Source organism: uncultured Agrococcus sp. (assembly GCF_945915485.1).
Classification (GTDB): Bacteria; Actinomycetota; Actinomycetes; order Actinomycetales; family Microbacteriaceae; genus Agrococcus.
Map to the genome: position 1 here is coordinate 17,452 of NZ_CAMEFJ010000018.1, position 18,446 is coordinate 35,897.

Genomic DNA, 18,446 nt, shown 5'->3' on the forward strand with positions numbered 1-18,446 from the left:
TTCCTCTCTACCCGTGGGAGATATCGGTGTCCTTCGTCTCCGGCAACAATGGCCAGAGCACCGCAAGCGCCACGATAGCAACGGCGACGACATAGAACGCGGGCGAGATGAGCATCCCGGTGGCAGCCACGAGCGCCGTGGCGATCAGTGGTCCGGGCCCGGCCAGCAGCGCGTAGGCGACGTTGTACCCGATCGCAGCGCCCGAGGAGCGGATGGAAGCGGGGAACACCTCGACGAGCAGGATGTTGTTCGTCACGGCCGTGCACGCGACGAAGAACGCGAACGGGATGAGCGCGACGACCGTGAGCGCCGGGCTGGCCGTCGACATGAGCATGAAGGCCGGAATCGGCCAGATCACGAGGCCGATGACACCCAGGAGGTTGATCGGCCTGCGTCCCCACTTGTCGGCCGCCATGCCGACGAGCGGGTTGAAGATCACGTAGATCACCATGACGATGCCGGTCGAGAGCAGCGCGTCGAAGCGATCCATGCCGACCGGGCCGGACAGGTGGTTGTTCATGTAGGTGACGAAGTAGTAGAGGCCGACGCCGAAGATGCCGGCGAAGGCGAGGGTGAGGACGAACGCGCGCACCTTGACCCCCGCGGTCGTCGCTTCGATCTCGTTGTTCTCGCGTTTGCGGCTCAGCTCTTCGAAGACGGGTGTGTCGTCGAGCTTGCGTCGGATGTACACAGCGATGAGCGCCATCGCGATCGATGCGATGAACGGGATCCGCCAGCCCCAGGAGTTGAGCGCGTCCTCGTCCATGACCGCGGTGAGGGCGGTTGCGAAGAATGTCCCCACGAGGAAGGCGAGGCCAGCTGTGGCGGTCACCACGCTGGCGTGCAAGCCTCGCCTGTTCGCGGGTGCGCTCTCGCCGATGTAGGTTGCGGCGCTCGTCCACTCACCGCCGACCATCATGCCCTGCAGCAGACGGAGCACCACGACGATGATCGGGGCTGCAAGCCCGATCGTGGCGAAACTCGGCGTGAGGCCGATCAGGGCCGTGACGACACCCATTCCGAGCACCGTGATGATCAGCACTGTGCGGCGGCCGAGGCGATCGCCCATGGGGCCGAGGATCAGGGCGCCGACCGGTCGGGAGATGAAGCCCACTGCAAAGACCGCGAGCGAGGAGAGCATCTCGGCCGTCTCGTTGCCGGACGGAAAGAACTGTGCGCCGATGATGGCGGCGAAGTAGCCGTAGATCGCGAAGTCGAACCACTCCATGAAGTTGCCGATGCCGATCGCTGTCATGCGCTTTCGGCGGTCGGCCTTCGTCAGTTCCCTGGGCCGGTAGTCGGTGTTCGCCGCCGGTGTCGTGCCCTCCTGGGAGTTCTGCTCCTGCATGTGATCTCCTTTGTCCACGGTGCAGCAGTGCGAATTGTGAATGCTGCACGTGCTGCTTGCATCCTATTGTCATACGGTATTACGGTAATTTGCAACCGCGTTCGGTGGATCATCGGCGAATTCTGGAGCCGGGCGGCGTCATGATCACCAGGAAGGGCTGCGAAGTCAACGGGTGTTGCGACATCCGTTCGGCGCGGTATTCTGGGTTCACGCGTTTGCCGTAACGATCCGGCACGCTCAGGCTTCAAGACGAAGGAGTATCGCATGACCAATGCAGCAAAGGAGCGGGAACTCCTCGAGAGTGTCCCCGGCAAGCTGTTCATCGACGGAGAATGGGTCGACGGTGAAGACGGCACGATCGATGTCACCGACCCCGCGACCGGTGAGCGGATCCACACCATTGCGAACGGCTCGGTCGCAGACGGCGTGCGCGCGCTCGACGCCGCCTGCGCGGTTCAGGATGACTGGGCACGCACATCCGCCCGCGAGCGTTCCGACATTCTGCGTCGCGCCTACGACCTCGTCATGGAGCGTGCGGAAGACTTCGCGCTGCTGATGACGCTGGAAATGGGCAAGCCGCTTTCGGAAGCGCGCGGCGAGGTCAAGTACGGTGCCGAGTTCCTTCGCTGGTTCTCGGAAGAGGCAGTGCGCGTCTACGGCCGCTACCACGACAACCCGGAGAACACGGGCCGGATGCTCGTTTCGTACCGTCCCGTCGGCCCCTGCTACCTGATCACCCCCTGGAACTTCCCGCTGGCGATGGCGACCAGGAAGATCGGGCCCGCACTCGCCGCCGGTTGCACCATGGTCGTCAAGCCCGCGACGCTCACGCCGCTGACCACGCTCGCGTTCGTCCGCGTGCTGGAGGAAGCGGGTCTGCCGAAGGGTGTCGTGAACGTCATCACGACACGTTCGACGGGCGCGCTGACCGACGCGATCATGGAGGACGACCGCCTTCGCAAGGTCTCGTTCACGGGTTCGACCCCTGTTGGAATCAATCTCATGAAGAAGGCCTCCGAAAAGGTGCTCCGCACCTCGATGGAGCTCGGCGGGAACGCGCCGTTCGTCGTCTTCGAGGACGCCGACCTGGACAAGGCCGTCGACGGAGCCCTCGCCGCGAAGTTCCGTAACATCGGTGAAGCTTGCACGGCAGCCAACCGCTTCATCGTGCACGAGTCGGTCGCCGACGAGTTCGTTCAGCGAGTCACGGAACGCGTCAACGAGCTGAAGATCGGTCGCGGCACGGAAGAGGGCGTCACGATCGGCCCGCTCGTCGAGGACAAGGCCGTGGTCAACATGGAGCGTCTGGTGGGCGCAGCCGTGGATTCGGGCGCTCGCCTCACGACCGGCGGCAAGAAGATCGACGGCCCCGGCTCGTTCTTCCAGCCGACGGTGCTCGACGGCGTTTCAGATGACATGGAGATCTCCCTCGAGGAGATCTTCGGCCCCGTGCTCGCCGTGCAGCGATTCTCGACGGAAGAAGAGGCGATCGCACGCGCCAACGCAACCGAGTACGGTCTGATGAGCTACGTGTACACAGAGGACGTCGCTCGCCAGCACCGCCTGGTCGACCTCATCGACACCGGCATGATGGGCATCAACATCGGTGTCCTCGCGAACGCTGCTGCTCCGTTCGGTGGCGTCAAGCAGTCCGGTATCGGTCGCGAAGGCGGCGCCGAGGGCATCCTCGAGTACCTGTCGATGAAGTACTCGCTCATGCCGAACCCGCACGCGTAAGACGCGCATCCCGGGATGCTCATCCCGCGCAAGGCAGAAGACGCTTGCTCGGCCCAGTGCTGAGCAAGCGTCTTCTGCGGCCGGTGTGCGCTGAAAAATGCACCTGAGCGAGAGGCCGGATGGATAATCCGCACGGCGACGTGCTCCAGTGCAGGTTTCAGCGCTTAGGCTATTGGAACGCCGTCGGCCCAGACCGCTCGGACCGTGAGGTCGGCATCCAGCAGCACCGCGTCAGCGCTGCTGCCGACGGAAAGCGTGCCGAGCTCCTCTTCTCCCAGTGCTGCTGCCGGTGTGCTCGTCAGCGAGGCGACGGCGACCTCGAGGGGGACTCCGGCGCGTACCGCCCTGCGCAGCGCATCGTCCTGTGTCAGCGTCGAACCGGCGATTGCGCCGCCTTCGGTCAAGCGGCACATCCGGGTTCGACAGGCTCCCTAGGTGCGCAGGTGATCGATCGCGATGCGTGCCGCGCGGCCGATCGAGCGATCCACGTCCGGGAGCTGCAGGTCGAGCGAGTCGGCAGTCGTGAACACCGCAACCGCGTACCGGGTACCATCCGGGTAGGTCACCACCCCGACTTCGTTGCGGATACCCGGCAGCGTTCCGGTCTTGGCTCCCACGCGCACACCAGCGCCGAACCCGGACGTAAGGCGGTGAGGCCACACCTGCTGCGACATCGTTGACCGGATGCGCGCGCATGCGGCAGGGGGTGCTGCCGTGTCGTTCCAGATCGCTGCAACGACCGACGCCATCTCTTGCGCCGTTGATGAGGACGTGCGCTGCGGATCGAGCGCGGCCAGAGCGCGCAAACGGCTGGCGGGAAGAGCGCTCATCGTCGCGGCGAACTCAGCGGAGCGCCAGTCGACTCCGAGCTCATGGCCCATACCCGCAAGAAGATCTTCACAGCATCCAACGATCCGTGTGTCACGGAGCGCGAGATCTGCGAGCACTGCGGCGATCGCAGCGGCGCCTATGCGATGGTAGATGACGTCGGTCGCCGCATTATCGCTGAGTGTGAGCATGAGGTGTGCGAGATCTCGCCAGCTGACTTCGGCGTCATCGCAGAACCCGGCCGTACCAACCCCGCCCGTACGGAAACGCTCAGTAACGACCGTGCGCTCGCTCGGATCAATTCGGCCGAGGGACACCTCACGTTCGAAAGCAATCGCAACGGGGATCTTGAAGACCGACGCGAGCACTACCGGCTCGTCGTCAGCGTGCCCGACTTCTCGCAGTTCGCCACCGAGTTCTCGCACGTGGATGCTGCCACGGGCCCCCACACTGGCGAAAACCTCCTGCAATTCCTCATCGATCGTCACGATGTCTCCCCGCCGCGCTTGACTCGACGGAGCGCTCGCCCTTGAGCGAGCAGACCCGTCACCTCTCCGTCACTATCGCGTATGAACCTCCCGAAGAGTGATTCGGGAGCTCCGGGGTGGATGATTTCATCAGGGGCGCACAGCGCCAGTGGCATGGGAGGTGGCAGGTGGCGCTCTTCGTCGCGGTCGGGATTGCTGAGGAAGAACGTGGCAGTGAGCGAGCCGTTCTCAGGCGCGAGTGTCATGCCCCACGACCCTGAGTCCCACGTTCCCGCGAACGGTTCGAGCTCCGCATCGGAGAGCATCAGCGCTTCGTGCGACGGGTTGGCGGTGCGGCCCAGGAGGTGCTCGAAGCACCATGACGTCACCGCCGTGCCGAGTGCGCCACCCGCGCCGGAGTTGGCAAGTACGGTCACACCGAAGCCCTCCTCGGGCAGCATGGTGAACATCGAACGCTGAATGCCTGCGATGTTTCCACCGTGCGTAACCGCCGTGGTACCGAACATGTCCACTAACAGCCACGGCATCCCCACTCCGTCAAACGGGGGAGCAGCGACCTTGTGGTGACGCTGCATCTCGACGCGCATGCTCGGGGAGACGGGCGACGTTCCCGTGCTCGCGCCCGTCAGGTGGAATTGCAGGTACTTGAGCTGATCTGTCACGGAGGATGCGAGCCCTCCTTCAGCCGCGCCCGACCGACCAAGGCCCCAGGTGTGCGCGACGCGCGGCCGCCCCTCGTTATCTACGGTGTGTCCCACGGTGTGCCGCCGGGAGAACGCCTGCCAGGGCAAGAAGAAGCTCTCGGTCATTCCGAGCGGATCGAGGACGAGCTTTTGCGCCGCGATTTCGTAAGGGTCACCGGTGAGGAGCTCGATGACGCGCCCCATGAGCCTGAACCCCGAGTTGCTGTATGAGAAAGCCGATCCGGGTGGGGCGTGCTGGGCGAGCTCGTCGAAACCATCGACGCTGCGTGCGATGGCCTCGGCGCCCCAGTCATCAGTGTCGGCGACATCGCCCTCGAAACCTCCTCCGTGCGTCAGGAGGTGTCGGAGGGTGAGGCGTTCACGAGCGCGAGTGTCGCGAAGCCGAAGATCTGGCATGACCTTAACGAGCGGCTCATCGAGGTCGACAACGCCCTTCTCGGCGAGCGAGAGAACGGCCGTCGCAGTGACGGTCTTCGTCGTCGACCCGATCATGAACAACGTGGACTCGTCGACGCTCACGGGGGCGTCGACGCTCGTGATACCCGTGGTGAGAACGTGCGACTCGCCGTCCTGGACAACTGCCACTGCGGCCCCGGGTACTCCGATGCTCGCCGCTGTTTCATCCAGCAGTTCCTGCAGCCTGGTCATGCCCATCATTACGCTCCCGGTCTTCGAAGGTTTCAATACAGTCTGTATTGAAATAGATTGTGATCACACTATGTCGATATAGAAGCCTTTAATCAAGCGGAAAGTTTATGTTGATTCCGTCGATTACTCTCGATACAGTCTGTATCGAAGGAGGAACACATGGCAAGGATGCCCCGTAAAGTGACACGCTCACAGATTCTCGACGCCGCTCAAAGACTGTTTCTCACTCGCGGCTTCAACCGAGTCACGATCGACGACATCGCCACTCGAGCTGGGTTCACCCGCGGCGCCGTCTACTCCAACTTCGCAAACAAGGTGGAGATCTTCATCGCTCTCATCGATAGGCGATTCGACGGCCAGATAACTCGCTTCACCCACGACCTCGACAGCGACTACACGGTCGAAGAGCGCGTCGCCGCCCTTGCGAACTGGCTCGCAGGAGAGGTAGCTCGATCCCGCGAATGGAGTATCGCCGAGATTGAATTCTACGCCGCCACAGCATCTGACCCCGAGCTCAGTCTGCGGCTACGCGAACTCCATCTTGCCGGCCGTACCGCACTAGCGGAGTTCCTGTCTGATCAGTGCATCAAGCTCGGGGTCGAACTGAATCACGACCCCGAAGACTTCGCGATCATCGTCAACAGTCTCATCCGCGGTCTCATGATCGAGTGGACCATCGACCTCAACACCGACATCGCGAGGCTCTTCTCGCTCACTTTCGAGCGGCTTCTCAACGTCGGACCATCATCTTCCGCCTCCACCGCTGGGCTGACCCGCACCCCCGAAGGGACCTGACATGGCATTCGACCTGCAGAAATGGCAGACAACTCTCGATGAGCACACGGCGAACGGCATGACACCGGGAGTTTCGCTGGCCGTGCTCGCTGACGGCGAAGTGCACACTGCCGCGTCAGGCGTGCTCAACATCGCAACGGGAGTGGAGGCCACCACGGATTCGGTCTTTCAAATTGGATCGGTGACGAAGCTCTACACATCGACGATCCTCCTTGCTCTCAGCGACGAGGGCCTCCTTGACGTAGACGAACCGATCGTCACGTATCTGCCCGAGCTCACATGGCCAGACCCCGATGCGCGTCGAAGTGTGACGACGCGCCACCTCTTGACGCACACGAGCGGCATCGACGGTGACCATTTCCTCGACCTCGGGCGAGGTGAAGACGTCTTGTCGCGCTACGTCGACACGCTTGGCGAGCTCACGCAGGTGTTACCCGTGGGAGCGGCGTGGTCGTATTGCAACACCGGCTTCGCCGTGGCCGGACGTCTCGTGGAGAAGCTCACCGGTCTGACGTTCGACGAAGCTGTCATGCAGCGACTCTTCGCACCACTCGGGCTCGACCATTCCTGCACGCTGCCCGAAGAGGCGCTGAAGTTCCGGGCGGCGTACGGTCATGTACCTTCGGCTGAAGGGCTCGAACTCGCCCCGACCGTCTCCACACCGCGCACTATGGGTTCAGCGGGCGGCATCATCTCCACGGCATACGATGTCATCGAGTTCGCGCGTCTCTATCTCAACGACGGAGTCTCTCGGTCGGGTGACAGGCTCCTCTCCGAAGACTCTGTCTTGGAAGCGCTGACACCGCAGGCCGTCGTGTGGGATCCTTCGATGGCGTCACACTGGGGTCTTGGCTGGATGCTCACCGAGTGGGGCGGGAAGCGCGTAGTGGGACACGACGGCGGCACCGTCGGCCAAGGAGCGTTCCTTCGCATGATTCCCGAGGACGGTATCGCGATCGCCCTGGTCGGAACCGGCCCCGGCATCGCCGGCCTCATGAAGCCTCTCTTCGACGGAATCGTGGGAGAACTGAGCGGCGTCCGTCCGCCTGAATCCGCGCGACCGTCCGATGACACCGTAACCGAGCAGCCATGGTTCGGTGTGTACGAGCGCAAAAACATGCGCATCGAGGTGGATCATTCCGCCGACGGACCGGCCGTGAGCATCGAAATCGCCGGCCTCGCCGCTGAGTCGCTCGGCACCGACAGCGTCACCGGTGAACTCGAGATCGCAGCTGACGGAACCTACCTGACCAACGCTTTTGGCGAGTGGATGCCGATCGTGCCGTTCACGATCGACGACGGCACCGATGGCCTCCACTTCGCCGGGCGAGCCCAACCCCGGGCGAACTAACCCTGCCGACCGGCAACACAACAAACAGCAGTCAACGAAGACAGCGGAGGAAACCGTGAAGAAACCCATCAGGCTACTCGTCGCGAGCGCGATGACCATAGCCCTAACCTCCTGCGCAGCCGATGCTCCGGACACGGAACCCGTCGACGGCGGCACGTTCACGATGGCCATCGGCTCCGACCCCGGAGCGCTCGACCCCGCGTTCACGACCGCCGGTGTCACACACCAGGTGCAGCAGTTCGTCTACGACTCGCTCCTCTATGTGGACGCCAACGGCGACCTCGTCGCGGGCCTCGCCGAAGACTGGGACGGGACGAACACGGAAGCGACCTTTACGCTGCGCGATGGCATCACCTGCTCGGACGGCTCGCCACTCACGGCGAGCGATGTGGAGGCGAATATCAACTTCATCGCCGACCCTGACAACCAGTCCACGCGCACGGGCCTCTTCGTGCCGCCTCTCGCGACGGCGACGGCGGACGACGAGACACGGACTGTCACGGTCACCAGCGACACCCCTGATGCTTTCCTGGTTCAAAACATCGGCAGCGTACTTATCGTGTGCGGCGATGGCCTCGAGGATCGTTCCACCCTCGAGCAGGGAGCACTGGGAACGGGGCCGTTCGTGCTCGAAGAGTTCGTTGCGGAGGATCACTATACATTCTCCCGCCGCGCCGACTACGCCTGGGGCCCGGGCGAATGGGATACGGACGTTGTCGGGCTACCCGATACGGTAATCCTGCGGATCGTTCCCAACGAGACAACGGCGGCTAACCTCCTCCTTGAAGGCAGCGTCAACGCCACAGCGATTAGCGGTGCGGACCAGCGCCGAATGAGCGATAACGAACTGTTCGAACGCGAACTCGTCAACCCGCTGGGATGGCTCTGGTTTAATCAAGCCGAGGGCCTGCCGGGCGAAAGCGAAGATGTCCGTCGAGCTCTCACACAGCTGGTAAACCTTGAGGAATTGGGGACTGCTCTCTCGGGTGACCTGGGCCGGCCCTCGGAGAGTCTCGTCGTGCCGGGGCTCGGGGTGTGCGAAGTGAACACCATCGACGGTAATCTGCCCGGTCACGACCCTGAAGCCGGCATGGCAGGGCTCGCCGCGGCGGGTTGGGAGTCGACGGACTCGGGCCTGATGCGCGACGGACAGCAGATGTCGATTTCGCTCCTGTACCCGACGAGCTACGGCTCCTCGATGGCCGCGGGAGTGGAACTCCTCGCTGCTGAGTGGCGCGAGATCGGTGTGGATGTCACGGCCAGGGGCGTCACGGACGTCGAAAGCAGTCAGGTCATACTCGGTGGTGAAGGGTCGTGGGATGTCACGTTCATGCCCATCGGCATCACCCAGCCCGGTCAGATCGTTCCGTATCTCGACGGGCCGACACCTCCGGACGGCGTGAACTTCGCCGCCATCGACAACCCGGAGTATCTCGCCGCGGTGGGCGAGGCCTCGGGATTGCCAGGGGCCGAAGGATGCGACACCTGGGCGGAGGCCGAGAGCGCGCTCGTGAGTGCCGTGGACGTCGTCCCATTCGTCGATGCGGTCACCGTTTTCTATGGATCAAGCGTGGAGTTCGAACTCTTCCAGGGCTCGGTCGCGCCCACGTCGATCCGGATGCTCGGCTAGCAGCCTTGATCACGCCGCAAGCCCAACGCGTCACCGGAAAGCGTCGTGCCGCCCGAGTGGCTCAGCTCGTCGATAACTCCTGGGTCGCGTTCGGGCTGCGGCGTACGGGGCGATTTCTCGCCTCGATCGTCGTCCTCATCACGGCGGCGTTCCTGCTGATTCATCTTGTGCCAGGTGATCCTGTTCGGGCCGCACTGGGCCCGAGCGCGCCTCTCGATCTTGTCGAGGCACGCCGCGAAGCGCTGGGGTTGAACAATCCGCTCCATATCCAGTTCTTCGAGTACGTCACGGGTCTCTTCCGGGGTGACCTTGGAACGTCTATCACAAGCGGATTACCGGTCGCGGACGTCATCGCTGAGCGGCTGTCCGCTACCGCTGTCATCGCGGGTCTCGCCTTCGTGGTGGCTATTCTTATTGCGGCGCCCGTGGGTTTAGGCATCGCGATCCTCACGCGTGGGCAGCGCCGGGGCTCTCTCGATGCGGGTTTCACCTGGATGAGCGTCCTCGTTGGGGCGATCCCGGAATTCCTCGTCGGCATCGGGCTCGTCGCCGTGTTCGCCGTCACCCTCGGATGGTTTCCGGTGGCGGGGCGAAGCGGCCCGGAATCCTATATTCTGCCCGTCATCGCTCTCGCGATCGGCCCCGCCGCGATCATCGCCCGCATCCTCAGGGTGGAGGCCCTTGCCGTCATGAATGCGGACTTCGTGCGCACGACTCGTGCGAAGCGTCTGCGTCCCCGACTCATCCACTTGCGTCACGTCCTGCCCAACACCCTCACAGCGACACTCACGGTCGCGGGGCTCTTACTCGGTGGGATGGCGGTGGGCACGGTGCTCGTGGAGAGTATCTTCGCGTGGCCGGGTCTCGGCTCGCGCCTGGTCCAGTCGATCATCTCGATGGACTATCCGGTCGTACAAGCGCTCGTCCTCGTGTACGGCGCAGGCATTCTGCTCATCAATCTCGTCGTCGACGTCCTCTTGGCCTGGATGGACCCCAGATCCACGATGAAGGAGGTGTGATGACATCACGATCGAAGCGACGGAATCCATTCCTCGCAGTTCTCACCACCCCATCGGGGATGGTCGCCTCGATGCTTCTCGGGCTGGTGCTCCTCACCGCTGTCATCGCACCGATGGCATTCACCGACCTGGCCAATGAGCGCAATGTCTCCAGCATCCTCCAGGGCCCCTCGGCCGAGCACTGGGCCGGAACTGACGCGCTGGGCCGCGACATCCTTCTCCGCGTGGCCGCGGCAACCGGATTCTCGGTGGGTCTAGCGCTGCTCGCGACTCTCATCGTTGTCGTGGGCGGTGTGATTCTCGGCACCCTGCCGTTACTCGTCAACCGTCGGGTTGGCCGAATGGTCACGAGCCTGATCAATATGGCGGTTGCGTTCCCAGGGCTGCTCCTCGCACTCTTCTTCGCTGTCATCTTCGGGGTCGGCACGCACGGCGCGGTACTCGCCATCGGTATCGCCGGCATCCCCGCGTTCGCGAGGCTGACCCAGAATCTTTCCGCGTCCATCGCAGGTCGTGATTTCGTCTCCGCAGCCCGGCTCGCCGGTGTGGGGCGGATCCGGCTCATCGTTCGTCACGTGCTGCCCAACATCGGCGAGCCGCTGATGGTCAACACTGCGATCGGCGCGGGTTCGAGCCTGCTCGCGTTCTCAGGGCTCTCATTCCTGGGGATAGGCGTACAGCAGCCCGACTACGACTGGGGTCGACTGCTCAACGAGGGCCTCGAGGGGATCTACGTCAACCCGATGTCGGCCATCGTTCCGGGTATCGCCATCGTTATTGCGGGCCTTGCGTTCAATCTGTTCGGCGAGGCTGCAGCCCGAGCGCTGGGTGTCACGGTGCCGTCGCGCTGGCACGGAAAAACGGTCAGAGCCTCCGAAGCCGAGGACGAGAGCGAAGCGAATGAATCCGCGCTGCTCTCGGTGCGCGAACTTCGCGTCATATTCCCGGCAGAGAAGGAACCGGTGGAGGCGGTGCGAGGTGTGAGCTTCGACATCAAGCACGGCGAGGCGGTCGGGATCGTCGGCGAGTCGGGTGCGGGCAAGAGCCTCACGGCGCTGGCGATCGCACAGCTCGTGGAACGTCCGGGTGTCGTGTCCGCAGCGCGCCTGCAGTTCGAGGGCAAGCCATTGAGGTCGCGAAAGGATGCACGCTGGCGCCGCTGGCTCGGCACTCAGCTCGCCGTGATCTTCCAGGATCCGATGGCGTCGTTCACTCCGACGATGCGCATCGGTCGTCAACTCGCGGAGATCGGTGAGGAGCATCTGGGGCTGCGGCGTAGGGCGGCGCTGAAGCGTGCGGTGGACCGCTTGCGCGATGTTCGTCTCCGCGATCCCGAGCGCAGTGCGCACCAGTTCCCTCATGAGCTCTCCGGGGGAATGCGCCAGCGCGCCATGATCGGCATGGGCCTGATGGGCTCACCATCGCTCATCGTCGCCGACGAGCCAACAACGGCACTGGATGCGACGGTGCAGAAGCAGGTGCTTGAACTTCTTGCGAGTATCAGAGAGGCAGATGGAGTCGCGATGCTGCTCATCTCGCACGACATCACCGTCATCCGAAACGTGTGCGACAGGGTGCTCGTGATGTACGGCGGCGTGATCGTCGAGGATCTCCCGGCATCGGAGCTGCTCACCTCGGCGCGCCACCCGTATACGCGCGCGCTCGTCGAGGTCGTTCCGGACATGGAAACCGATCGCGAACGTCCTCTTCCGGTGATCGACGGCCAAGCGGCGTCGGCCTCCGAGGTGGGCGTGGGCTGCGTGTTTGCGGCACGCTGTCCGCTCGCGGACGACCACTGCCGGCAGTCAGCGCCGCCGCTGCTCGACGATCAACAGGGCCGAAGAGTCGCATGCTGGAAAGTGGACACACCCGTCACGACCGCGGGTGCTGCCCCATGAGCCAGTTGCAACTCGAGGACGTTCGCGTGACGTACGGTCGGGGTCGGTCTGCAGTGGAGGTCGTCCGTGGGGTGAGCCTTGCGGTCGATCCGGGCACCGTCCTCGGCCTCGTGGGCGAATCAGGATCGGGCAAGTCGACACTGGTGCGAGCCGCGGTCGGGCTCGTGCCGCTGTCGGGCGGAAGAATTCTGTTCGACGGGACGCCCCTGGACCTGCGAATGTCACGTGCCGCCACGCGACCGTTCTCCATGGTGTTCCAGGACCCCTACTCGTCATTGAACCCCCGCATGCGAATCGGCGAGACCATTATCGAGACGCTCGCGCACGGTCGCGCATCGACGCGAGCGAGCCGCGAAGAGGAGGTGGCTCGTCTGCTGGATCTGGTGGGCCTCGAACACGTGGGCCCGAATGCCCTTCCCGCCGAACTCTCCGGTGGGCAGCGCCAGCGCGTCGCGCTCGCTCGGGCGCTCGCTGGCCGACCTAAAGTCCTCATCGCCGACGAAGTTACCTCTGCGCTGGATGTCTCGGTGCAGGGGAACGTGCTCAACCTCCTCCGCGAGTTGCAGGCGGAGCTGGGATTCAGTCTCGTCTTCATCTCGCACAACCTCGCCGTGGTCCGCTATATGAGCGACACCATCGCTGTGATGAACAAGGGACGAATCGTGGAGGAAGGCCCGGCCCAAGCCATCATCGACAGTCCAGAGCACGTGTACACGGCGCAGCTCCTCGAAGCGGTTCCGCGGCGAATGGAGGGGCGTGTGCGCCCCGTGGGCTCCGCAGTGTCTCAACCCGATACAGAAGAGGAGGTCGACACATGAGCCTTGAGACGATCCGCGCCGCAATTCGCGATGCGACAGCGCACGTGGCGATTCCCCAGCAAGTCGCAGTCACGCCGGATGCCAGCGTTGTCGTGTACACGCTGCGCGTCGACGACGAGGAGCACGACCGCTCGGTGCGTCAGTTGTGGGTGCTCGAACGCGACGTACCGCCCAGACGAGTCGTCGCCGACGGGGACTGCGCGTTCCCGACCATTTCACCGGACGGCGGGTGCGTTGCATTCCTCAAGTTCGTCGACGAGGAATCGCAACTGTGGGTATGCGGCAGCACGGGGAAAGACTCGCGTCACATCGCGACGGTGCCCTCTGGCGCCGCGCACCTCGCGTGGAGCCCGGACGGCACTCGCCTCGCGTTCACCGCCCTCGTCGCCGACTCCGTCGCGGGGGGATCGGGGGGAAAGAGCGCCCCCTTCGTCGTCGATCGTCTCGGGTACCGCGACCACGAGCGGACCGATCGCGCCCATCGACACATCCATGTTCTCCTTCTGGCCGACGGAACCCTGACGAGGGTGACAGAGGGCGACCTGGATGCGGGCGAGCCTGCGTGGTCGCCCGACGGCGAGTCTCTTGCGTTCTCGGCGAGGGCGCAGCCCGACAGCGATGTGACGCTCCATTCCGCCGTGCACGTGATCAGCGCAGACGGCAGCACTGACCCTTCGCGTGTTGGCCCGAGAGACGGTCTCACGGGTCGAATCGCGTGGTACCCGGATGGGGAACGGCTTCTTGTCGTCGGCACGCGGGGCGCCCCTCACGGGCCGATGAGCCTCCACCGGATATCGGTCGCAGACGGGTCGACAGTGGACCTGATCGCCTCGCTCGAACGCAATGTCCTTCCCGGCGCTCCTGCGTATCCCGGGGCGTCCCCGCAGTTCACCCGTCGTGGAACAGTCGTGTTCTGCGCTCGGGATCGCGGCTACAGTGTGCTCTACGAGGTGGATGCCGATGGCGGCGTTCCGCGGCCGCTACCGGCGATCGCCGACAGCAATGTCCGTGGGGCCGCGGTCGCGACCGGCACCGACGAGGTCCTCATCATTGCTGACGCGCCGACGACATTCGCGGAGCTGCACCGCGTCTCGTTCGCGAAACAGTCGGTCACGGGCCTGACTCGGCACAATCTCACCGCGCAGGAGCAAGGGCTCACGATCCGTGAGCCGCGCAGGTTCCGCATCTCTGACGGGTGCATCGTGGATGCCTGGATCATGCGCGATCCAGCCGTGCAGGGCGCCGGGCCGCTCGTGGTCGATATCCACGGAGGACCTCACAATGCGTGGAATGGTGCTCTCGACGAGACGAGCTTCTATCACCACGAACTCGTTCGCCGGGGTTGGACCGTGCTTCTCGTGAACCCTCGCGGCAGCGACGGGTACGGGCCCGAGTTCTTCAATGCCGTCGAAGGGGCGTGGGGTGTCGCGGACGCGATCGACATCCTCGAACCGATCGATGAGCTCATCGCGGAGGGGATCGCGGATCCACGCCGCCTCGCTGTCGCTGGATACAGCTACGGCGGGTACCTAACGTGCTACCTCACATCTCGGGACGATCGTTTTGCCGCCGCCGTGGCGGGAGGAACCGTCGCTGACCTGACGAGCATGGTGGGTACTTCGATCGACGGCCGGCTGCTGGAGTTTGAGCTTGCGGCTGAGCCATGGTCCGATGGCGAACGATATGCGAAATCGTCACCGTACACGCGCGTTGAAAGCGTCGACACACCGACGCTCCTGCTGCACGGCCAATGCGACAGGGTGTGTCCGCCGGGTCAGGCAGAACAGTGGTTCCACGCGCTGCGCCTGCGCGACGTACCCACGAGCCTCGTCCTCTATCCGGGAGGAGACCACCTCTTCCCACTCGAGGGTCGGCCCTCGCACCGTATCGACTACGGTGCGCGGTTCGTAGAGTGGGTCGAGCGCTATACCCCAGCGGAGGAAGCATGACACCACGTGAAGGTACGTCACCGGCCCCCTCTCTCGGAGCTCTTCTGGCAACCATCGAGACGCTGGTAACGCACGAGTCTCCGTCGAGAGACACGGATGCGGTGCGCGAGAGCGCTGAACTCGTCGCACGTCTCGGTGAGCGCATGGTTGGTCTCCCCGGCGAAATTATCGCCACGGGTCCGAGCACGAACGTGCGATGGATATTGGGTGAGGGTCCGCGCAGGGTGCTGTTGCTCGGGCATCACGATACCGTTTGGCCGGTGGGATCGCTTGAACGCATCCCGTTCAGCGTGGTCGGCGACACCCTTCGAGGGCCGGGATGCTTCGACATGAAGGCGGGCATCGCGATGATGCTGCACGCGGTCGCGGCGCTCGATTCTGCCGACGGCGTTTCCATGCTCCTCACGGGCGATGAGGAGACCGGCTCCCATCAGTCGCGAGCGCTCATCGAGGCGGAGGCACGTCGTCACCACGCTGTCCTCGTGCTCGAGGCCGCCGCCGATGGTGGTGCGCTGAAATCGGCGCGCAAGGGCGTCTCGCAGTACTCCCTCATTGTGCACGGTCGTGCTTCGCATGCCGGGCTCGCCCCCGACGATGGCGTGAACGCGACCGTGGAGCTCGCCCATCAGGTGCTCGCGATCGCACAACTCTCGAATTCCGATCATGGGACCACGGTCACTCCCACGGTCATAGCCGGCGGCACAACAGGAAACACGGTTCCCGCGCTGGCACGCGTTCAGATCGATGTGCGCGCATGGGCCGCCCTGGAGCAGTGGCGCGTCGACACCGCACTCCGGTCGCAATCCGCGGTGCTGGAGGGAGCAGCTGTCAGTCTCGACGGTGGAGTCAATCGGTTGCCCATGGAGGCCTGCTCCTCAGAACAGCTGCTGGCAAGAGCTTCACGAGTAGCGCGACGGCTCTCGCTGCCTCCCGTGAAAGCCGTCGCTGTCGGTGGTGGCTCGGACGGGAACATCACGGCGTCGGCCGGGACAGCGACACTCGACGGTCTGGGTGCCGTGGGCGGTGGCGCGCACGCTGACGACGAGTACGTCGTCGTATCGGAGCTCGTGCCTCGCACGATGCTCCTATCGGCACTCATCGCCGACATACTCGATGCGGGCACCGGAGATGACGATGACTGAGCGCGGGGCACGGGAACAGCACGGTATGCGCTTGCGTAAAGAGGCCGTCATCGCTGCGAAACGAGCGGGGGTTGTCGTGAGGCCCGTGGATGACCTCGGAGAGTTCGTCGAGATCAGGAGACTCTTCGATTTCACGTGGGGCGGTGATCCCACGAACCCGACTGTGACGGCGGAGCTGCTTCGGGCGCTGAGCAAGAGTGGCGCACCTGTGATCGGAGCGTATGATGCGGGAGGCCTTGTCGGCGGGTCGGTCGGGTTCTTCGGACCTCCCGACGAACGGGCACTGCACAGCCACGTGACCGGTGTGTTGGATTCTGCCCGCGGGCGGAGTGTGGGGTTCGCCCTGAAGCTATTCCAGCGGGCGTGGGCATTCGATCGGGGTCTCGCTGCGATCATGTGGACTTTCGACCCGCTGGTGCGCCGCAACGCGCACTTCAACATCGTCAAGCTCGGAGCCCTGCCCGTGGAGTATCTGCAGAACTTCTACGGGGAGATGCACGATGACATCAACGGAACCGATGACAGTGATCGGCTTCTCATGAGATGGGCAGTAGACGAGTGCGCATCGCCAGTGTGCACAGCCGAGTGGGAGAGCGTGGAGGTCGCTCTGTCTGTCGGCAGCTCGGGCGGGCCTGATGTTCACGACGTGTCCGGAACGCTCGTGAGCGTGGCCGTGCCCCACGACATCGAGTTGCTGCGACGTCGGGATCCCGCGGTAGCGAAGGCGTGGCGGGGCGCCGTACGACGAGAAATGGCACAGCGACTGTCTGCGAGCGGCAGGATCGTGGGGTTTGACGCCGAAGGTCGGTATGTCATCGATATGAGAGGTGAGCCAGCATGAAGCTTGAAGGATTCGAACTACGGCGTGTGGACATGCCGCTCGTCGCTCCGTTCCGAACGTCTTTCGGAACGGAGACGAGGCGTGATGTGCTCCTCGTCAGGGCCGTGGTAGACGGTGTCGACGGATGGAGCGAGTGCGTCGCCATGAGCGACCCGCTCTACTCGTCAGAGTACGTGGCTGCGGCTGCGGATGTGATGAAGCGGTACATGATTCCCACGCTCGCTTCCCAACAAGTGGTGGAGGGCACCGGCGTCGCTCCCGCGCTCGCTCCCTTCCGAGGGCACCGCATGGCGAAGGCAGCGCTCGAGACCGCTGTTCTCGACGCGGAGCTAAAAACCACGGGGGTGTCCTTCGCGCGCGAGCTGGGGGCCGTTCAGAACCGTGTGGCCACTGGGGTGAGCGTAGGCATCATGGACTCTCTCGACGCTCTCCTCGATACGGTCGGCGGCTATCTCGCGGAAGGATATCAACGCATCAAACTGAAGATCGAGCCGGGGTGGGACGTCGCGCCGGTGGAGGCCGTCCGCGAGCGATTCGGGAACATCCTCCTGCAGGTGGACGCCAACGCCGCATATTCGCTCGCGGATGCGGCGCAGTTGAAGAAGCTCGACGCATTCGATCTTCTTCTTATCGAACAGCCTTTTGACGAAGAGGATGTACGCGGACACGCAGAACTGGCGAAACTGACGAGTACGCCGGTGTGCCTGGACGAGTCGATCACGTCGGCGCGAGCCGCTGTCGACGCGATCGCCATGGGGGCGTGCCGCATCGTGAACATCAAGCCGGGTCGCGTCGGGGGCTATCTGGAAGCTCGGCGGATCCACGATGTGTGCGTCGCCCACGGCGTGCCCGTATGGTGCGGGGGGATGCTCGAGACCGGCATCGGCAGAGCTGCGAACCTCGCTCTCGCGGCGCTGCCAGGGTTCACGCTGCCGGGCGACACGTCGGCATCCGAGCGCTACTACGCCACTGACATCACCGCGCCGTTCCGGCTTGACGACGGCCATCTGGCAGTGCCGCGAGGGCCGGGCATCGGTGTCACGCCGAAGGCGGAGGTGCTCGACGAATTCACGACAGCGACGGAATGGATTCCCGCGGCGTGATCGATGTTCGAGGAGCGGTTTCAAGACCGCCGCTCAGAGCGTCCTGTCGCGTCTCATCGCAGAATGGACGAGCTCGCCTCCGGCCCAGACACCGCAAACCCGCAACTCGGCATCCAGCAGCACGGCATCCGCGATGCTGCCGACGGA

Annotated in this window: 15 protein-coding genes; 11 read left to right on the top strand and 4 right to left on the bottom strand. The window is 64.2% G+C overall.

Features of this window, described 5'->3' with window-relative positions; all coding sequences use genetic code 11:
• Window positions 1-7: 7 nt before the first annotated feature.
• Entirely contained in the window at window positions 8-1,348 is a 1,341-nt protein-coding gene (locus Q0O95_RS05180; protein WP_293696082.1) for an MFS transporter, read from the bottom strand.
• A 264-nt stretch (window positions 1,349-1,612) separates the two neighbouring features.
• Between Q0O95_RS05180 and Q0O95_RS05185 the strand changes: the two genes are divergently transcribed.
• Window positions 1,613-3,085 (top strand): NAD-dependent succinate-semialdehyde dehydrogenase, encoded by a 1,473-nt coding sequence (locus tag Q0O95_RS05185; protein ID WP_293696084.1) that lies wholly within the window; start codon window positions 1,613-1,615, stop codon window positions 3,083-3,085.
• A 164-nt stretch (window positions 3,086-3,249) separates the two neighbouring features.
• Here Q0O95_RS05185 and Q0O95_RS05190 read toward each other — a convergent pair whose 3' ends face one another.
• Genes Q0O95_RS05190 through Q0O95_RS05200 form a run of 3 tightly spaced genes read right to left on the bottom strand, consistent with a single transcriptional unit; the run spans window position 3,250 to window position 5,753 of the window.
• The gene (locus tag Q0O95_RS05190; protein WP_293696086.1) at window positions 3,250-3,489 is read right to left on the bottom strand and encodes an amidohydrolase family protein; all 240 of its coding nucleotides are present in this window, start codon (window positions 3,487-3,489) and stop codon (window positions 3,250-3,252) included.
• A 27-nt stretch (window positions 3,490-3,516) separates the two neighbouring features.
• Entirely contained in the window at window positions 3,517-4,401 is an 885-nt protein-coding gene (locus tag Q0O95_RS05195; RefSeq protein ID WP_293696087.1) for a serine hydrolase, read from the bottom strand.
• A complete protein-coding gene (locus Q0O95_RS05200; RefSeq protein ID WP_293696088.1) occupies window positions 4,398-5,753 on the bottom strand; it encodes a serine hydrolase in 1,356 nt (451 codons plus the stop codon). Before Q0O95_RS05200 ends, Q0O95_RS05195 begins: the two co-directional genes overlap by 4 nt.
• Window positions 5,754-5,912: 159 nt before the next feature.
• On the opposite strand from Q0O95_RS05200, the gene Q0O95_RS05205 reads away from it, so the two are divergent.
• The 10 genes from Q0O95_RS05205 to menC are packed head-to-tail and all read left to right on the top strand — an operon-like array spanning window position 5,913 to window position 18,299.
• Complete coding sequence (locus Q0O95_RS05205) at window positions 5,913-6,548, top strand: TetR family transcriptional regulator (protein ID WP_293696090.1); 636 nt, start codon at window positions 5,913-5,915, stop codon at window positions 6,546-6,548.
• A 1-nt stretch (window position 6,549) separates the two neighbouring features.
• A complete protein-coding gene (locus tag Q0O95_RS05210; RefSeq protein ID WP_293696092.1) occupies window positions 6,550-7,899 on the top strand; it encodes a serine hydrolase in 1,350 nt (449 codons plus the stop codon).
• A gap of 55 nt (window positions 7,900-7,954) precedes the next feature.
• Window positions 7,955-9,529 (top strand): ABC transporter substrate-binding protein, encoded by a 1,575-nt coding sequence (locus tag Q0O95_RS05215; protein ID WP_293696094.1) that lies wholly within the window; start codon window positions 7,955-7,957, stop codon window positions 9,527-9,529.
• Between the two features lie 5 nt (window positions 9,530-9,534).
• Window positions 9,535-10,548 carry an ABC transporter permease gene (locus tag Q0O95_RS05220; protein WP_293696096.1) on the top strand — a complete coding sequence of 338 codons (1,014 nt, stop codon included), beginning with the start codon at window positions 9,535-9,537 and terminating at the stop codon, window positions 10,546-10,548.
• Complete coding sequence (locus tag Q0O95_RS05225; RefSeq protein WP_293696098.1) at window positions 10,548-12,446, top strand: dipeptide/oligopeptide/nickel ABC transporter permease/ATP-binding protein; 1,899 nt, start codon at window positions 10,548-10,550, stop codon at window positions 12,444-12,446. The genes Q0O95_RS05220 and Q0O95_RS05225 overlap by 1 nt, the downstream gene beginning before the upstream one ends.
• Complete coding sequence (locus tag Q0O95_RS05230) at window positions 12,443-13,264, top strand: ABC transporter ATP-binding protein (protein ID WP_293696099.1); 822 nt, start codon at window positions 12,443-12,445, stop codon at window positions 13,262-13,264. The genes Q0O95_RS05225 and Q0O95_RS05230 overlap by 4 nt, the downstream gene beginning before the upstream one ends.
• Entirely contained in the window at window positions 13,261-15,213 is a 1,953-nt protein-coding gene (locus Q0O95_RS05235; RefSeq protein WP_293696101.1) for a prolyl oligopeptidase family serine peptidase, read from the top strand. The genes Q0O95_RS05230 and Q0O95_RS05235 overlap by 4 nt, the downstream gene beginning before the upstream one ends.
• Complete coding sequence (locus Q0O95_RS05240; protein WP_293696103.1) at window positions 15,210-16,355, top strand: M20 family metallopeptidase; 1,146 nt, start codon at window positions 15,210-15,212, stop codon at window positions 16,353-16,355. Before Q0O95_RS05235 ends, Q0O95_RS05240 begins: the two co-directional genes overlap by 4 nt.
• Window positions 16,348-17,196, top strand: a complete 849-nt coding sequence (locus Q0O95_RS05245; RefSeq protein WP_293696105.1) for a GNAT family N-acetyltransferase — start codon at window positions 16,348-16,350, stop codon at window positions 17,194-17,196. Before Q0O95_RS05240 ends, Q0O95_RS05245 begins: the two co-directional genes overlap by 8 nt.
• On the top strand, window positions 17,193-18,299 hold the full coding sequence (gene menC / locus Q0O95_RS05250; protein ID WP_293696106.1) for an o-succinylbenzoate synthase: 1,107 nt from the start codon (window positions 17,193-17,195) through the stop codon (window positions 18,297-18,299). Before Q0O95_RS05245 ends, menC begins: the two co-directional genes overlap by 4 nt.
• Window positions 18,300-18,446: the final 147 nt, after the last annotated feature.

Excerpts from the sequence above, each read along its gene's own strand:
- Q0O95_RS05180 (WP_293696082.1), bottom strand. The coding sequence starts at position 1,348 with ATGCAGGAGCAGAACTCCCAGGAGGGCACGACACCGGCGGCGAACACC.
- Q0O95_RS05185 (WP_293696084.1), top strand. The coding sequence starts at position 1,613 with ATGACCAATGCAGCAAAGGAGCGGGAACTCCTCGAGAGTGTCCCCGGC.
- Q0O95_RS05200 (WP_293696088.1), bottom strand. The coding sequence starts at position 5,753 with ATGACCAGGCTGCAGGAACTGCTGGATGAAACAGCGGCGAGCATCGGA.
- Q0O95_RS05205 (WP_293696090.1), top strand. The coding sequence starts at position 5,913 with ATGGCAAGGATGCCCCGTAAAGTGACACGCTCACAGATTCTCGACGCC.
- Q0O95_RS05210 (WP_293696092.1), top strand. The coding sequence starts at position 6,550 with ATGGCATTCGACCTGCAGAAATGGCAGACAACTCTCGATGAGCACACG.
- Q0O95_RS05225 (WP_293696098.1), top strand. The coding sequence starts at position 10,548 with ATGACATCACGATCGAAGCGACGGAATCCATTCCTCGCAGTTCTCACC.
- Q0O95_RS05230 (WP_293696099.1), top strand. The coding sequence starts at position 12,443 with ATGAGCCAGTTGCAACTCGAGGACGTTCGCGTGACGTACGGTCGGGGT.
- Q0O95_RS05235 (WP_293696101.1), top strand. The coding sequence starts at position 13,261 with ATGAGCCTTGAGACGATCCGCGCCGCAATTCGCGATGCGACAGCGCAC.
- Q0O95_RS05240 (WP_293696103.1), top strand. The coding sequence starts at position 15,210 with ATGACACCACGTGAAGGTACGTCACCGGCCCCCTCTCTCGGAGCTCTT.
- Q0O95_RS05245 (WP_293696105.1), top strand. The coding sequence starts at position 16,348 with ATGACTGAGCGCGGGGCACGGGAACAGCACGGTATGCGCTTGCGTAAA.
- menC (WP_293696106.1), top strand. The coding sequence starts at position 17,193 with ATGAAGCTTGAAGGATTCGAACTACGGCGTGTGGACATGCCGCTCGTC.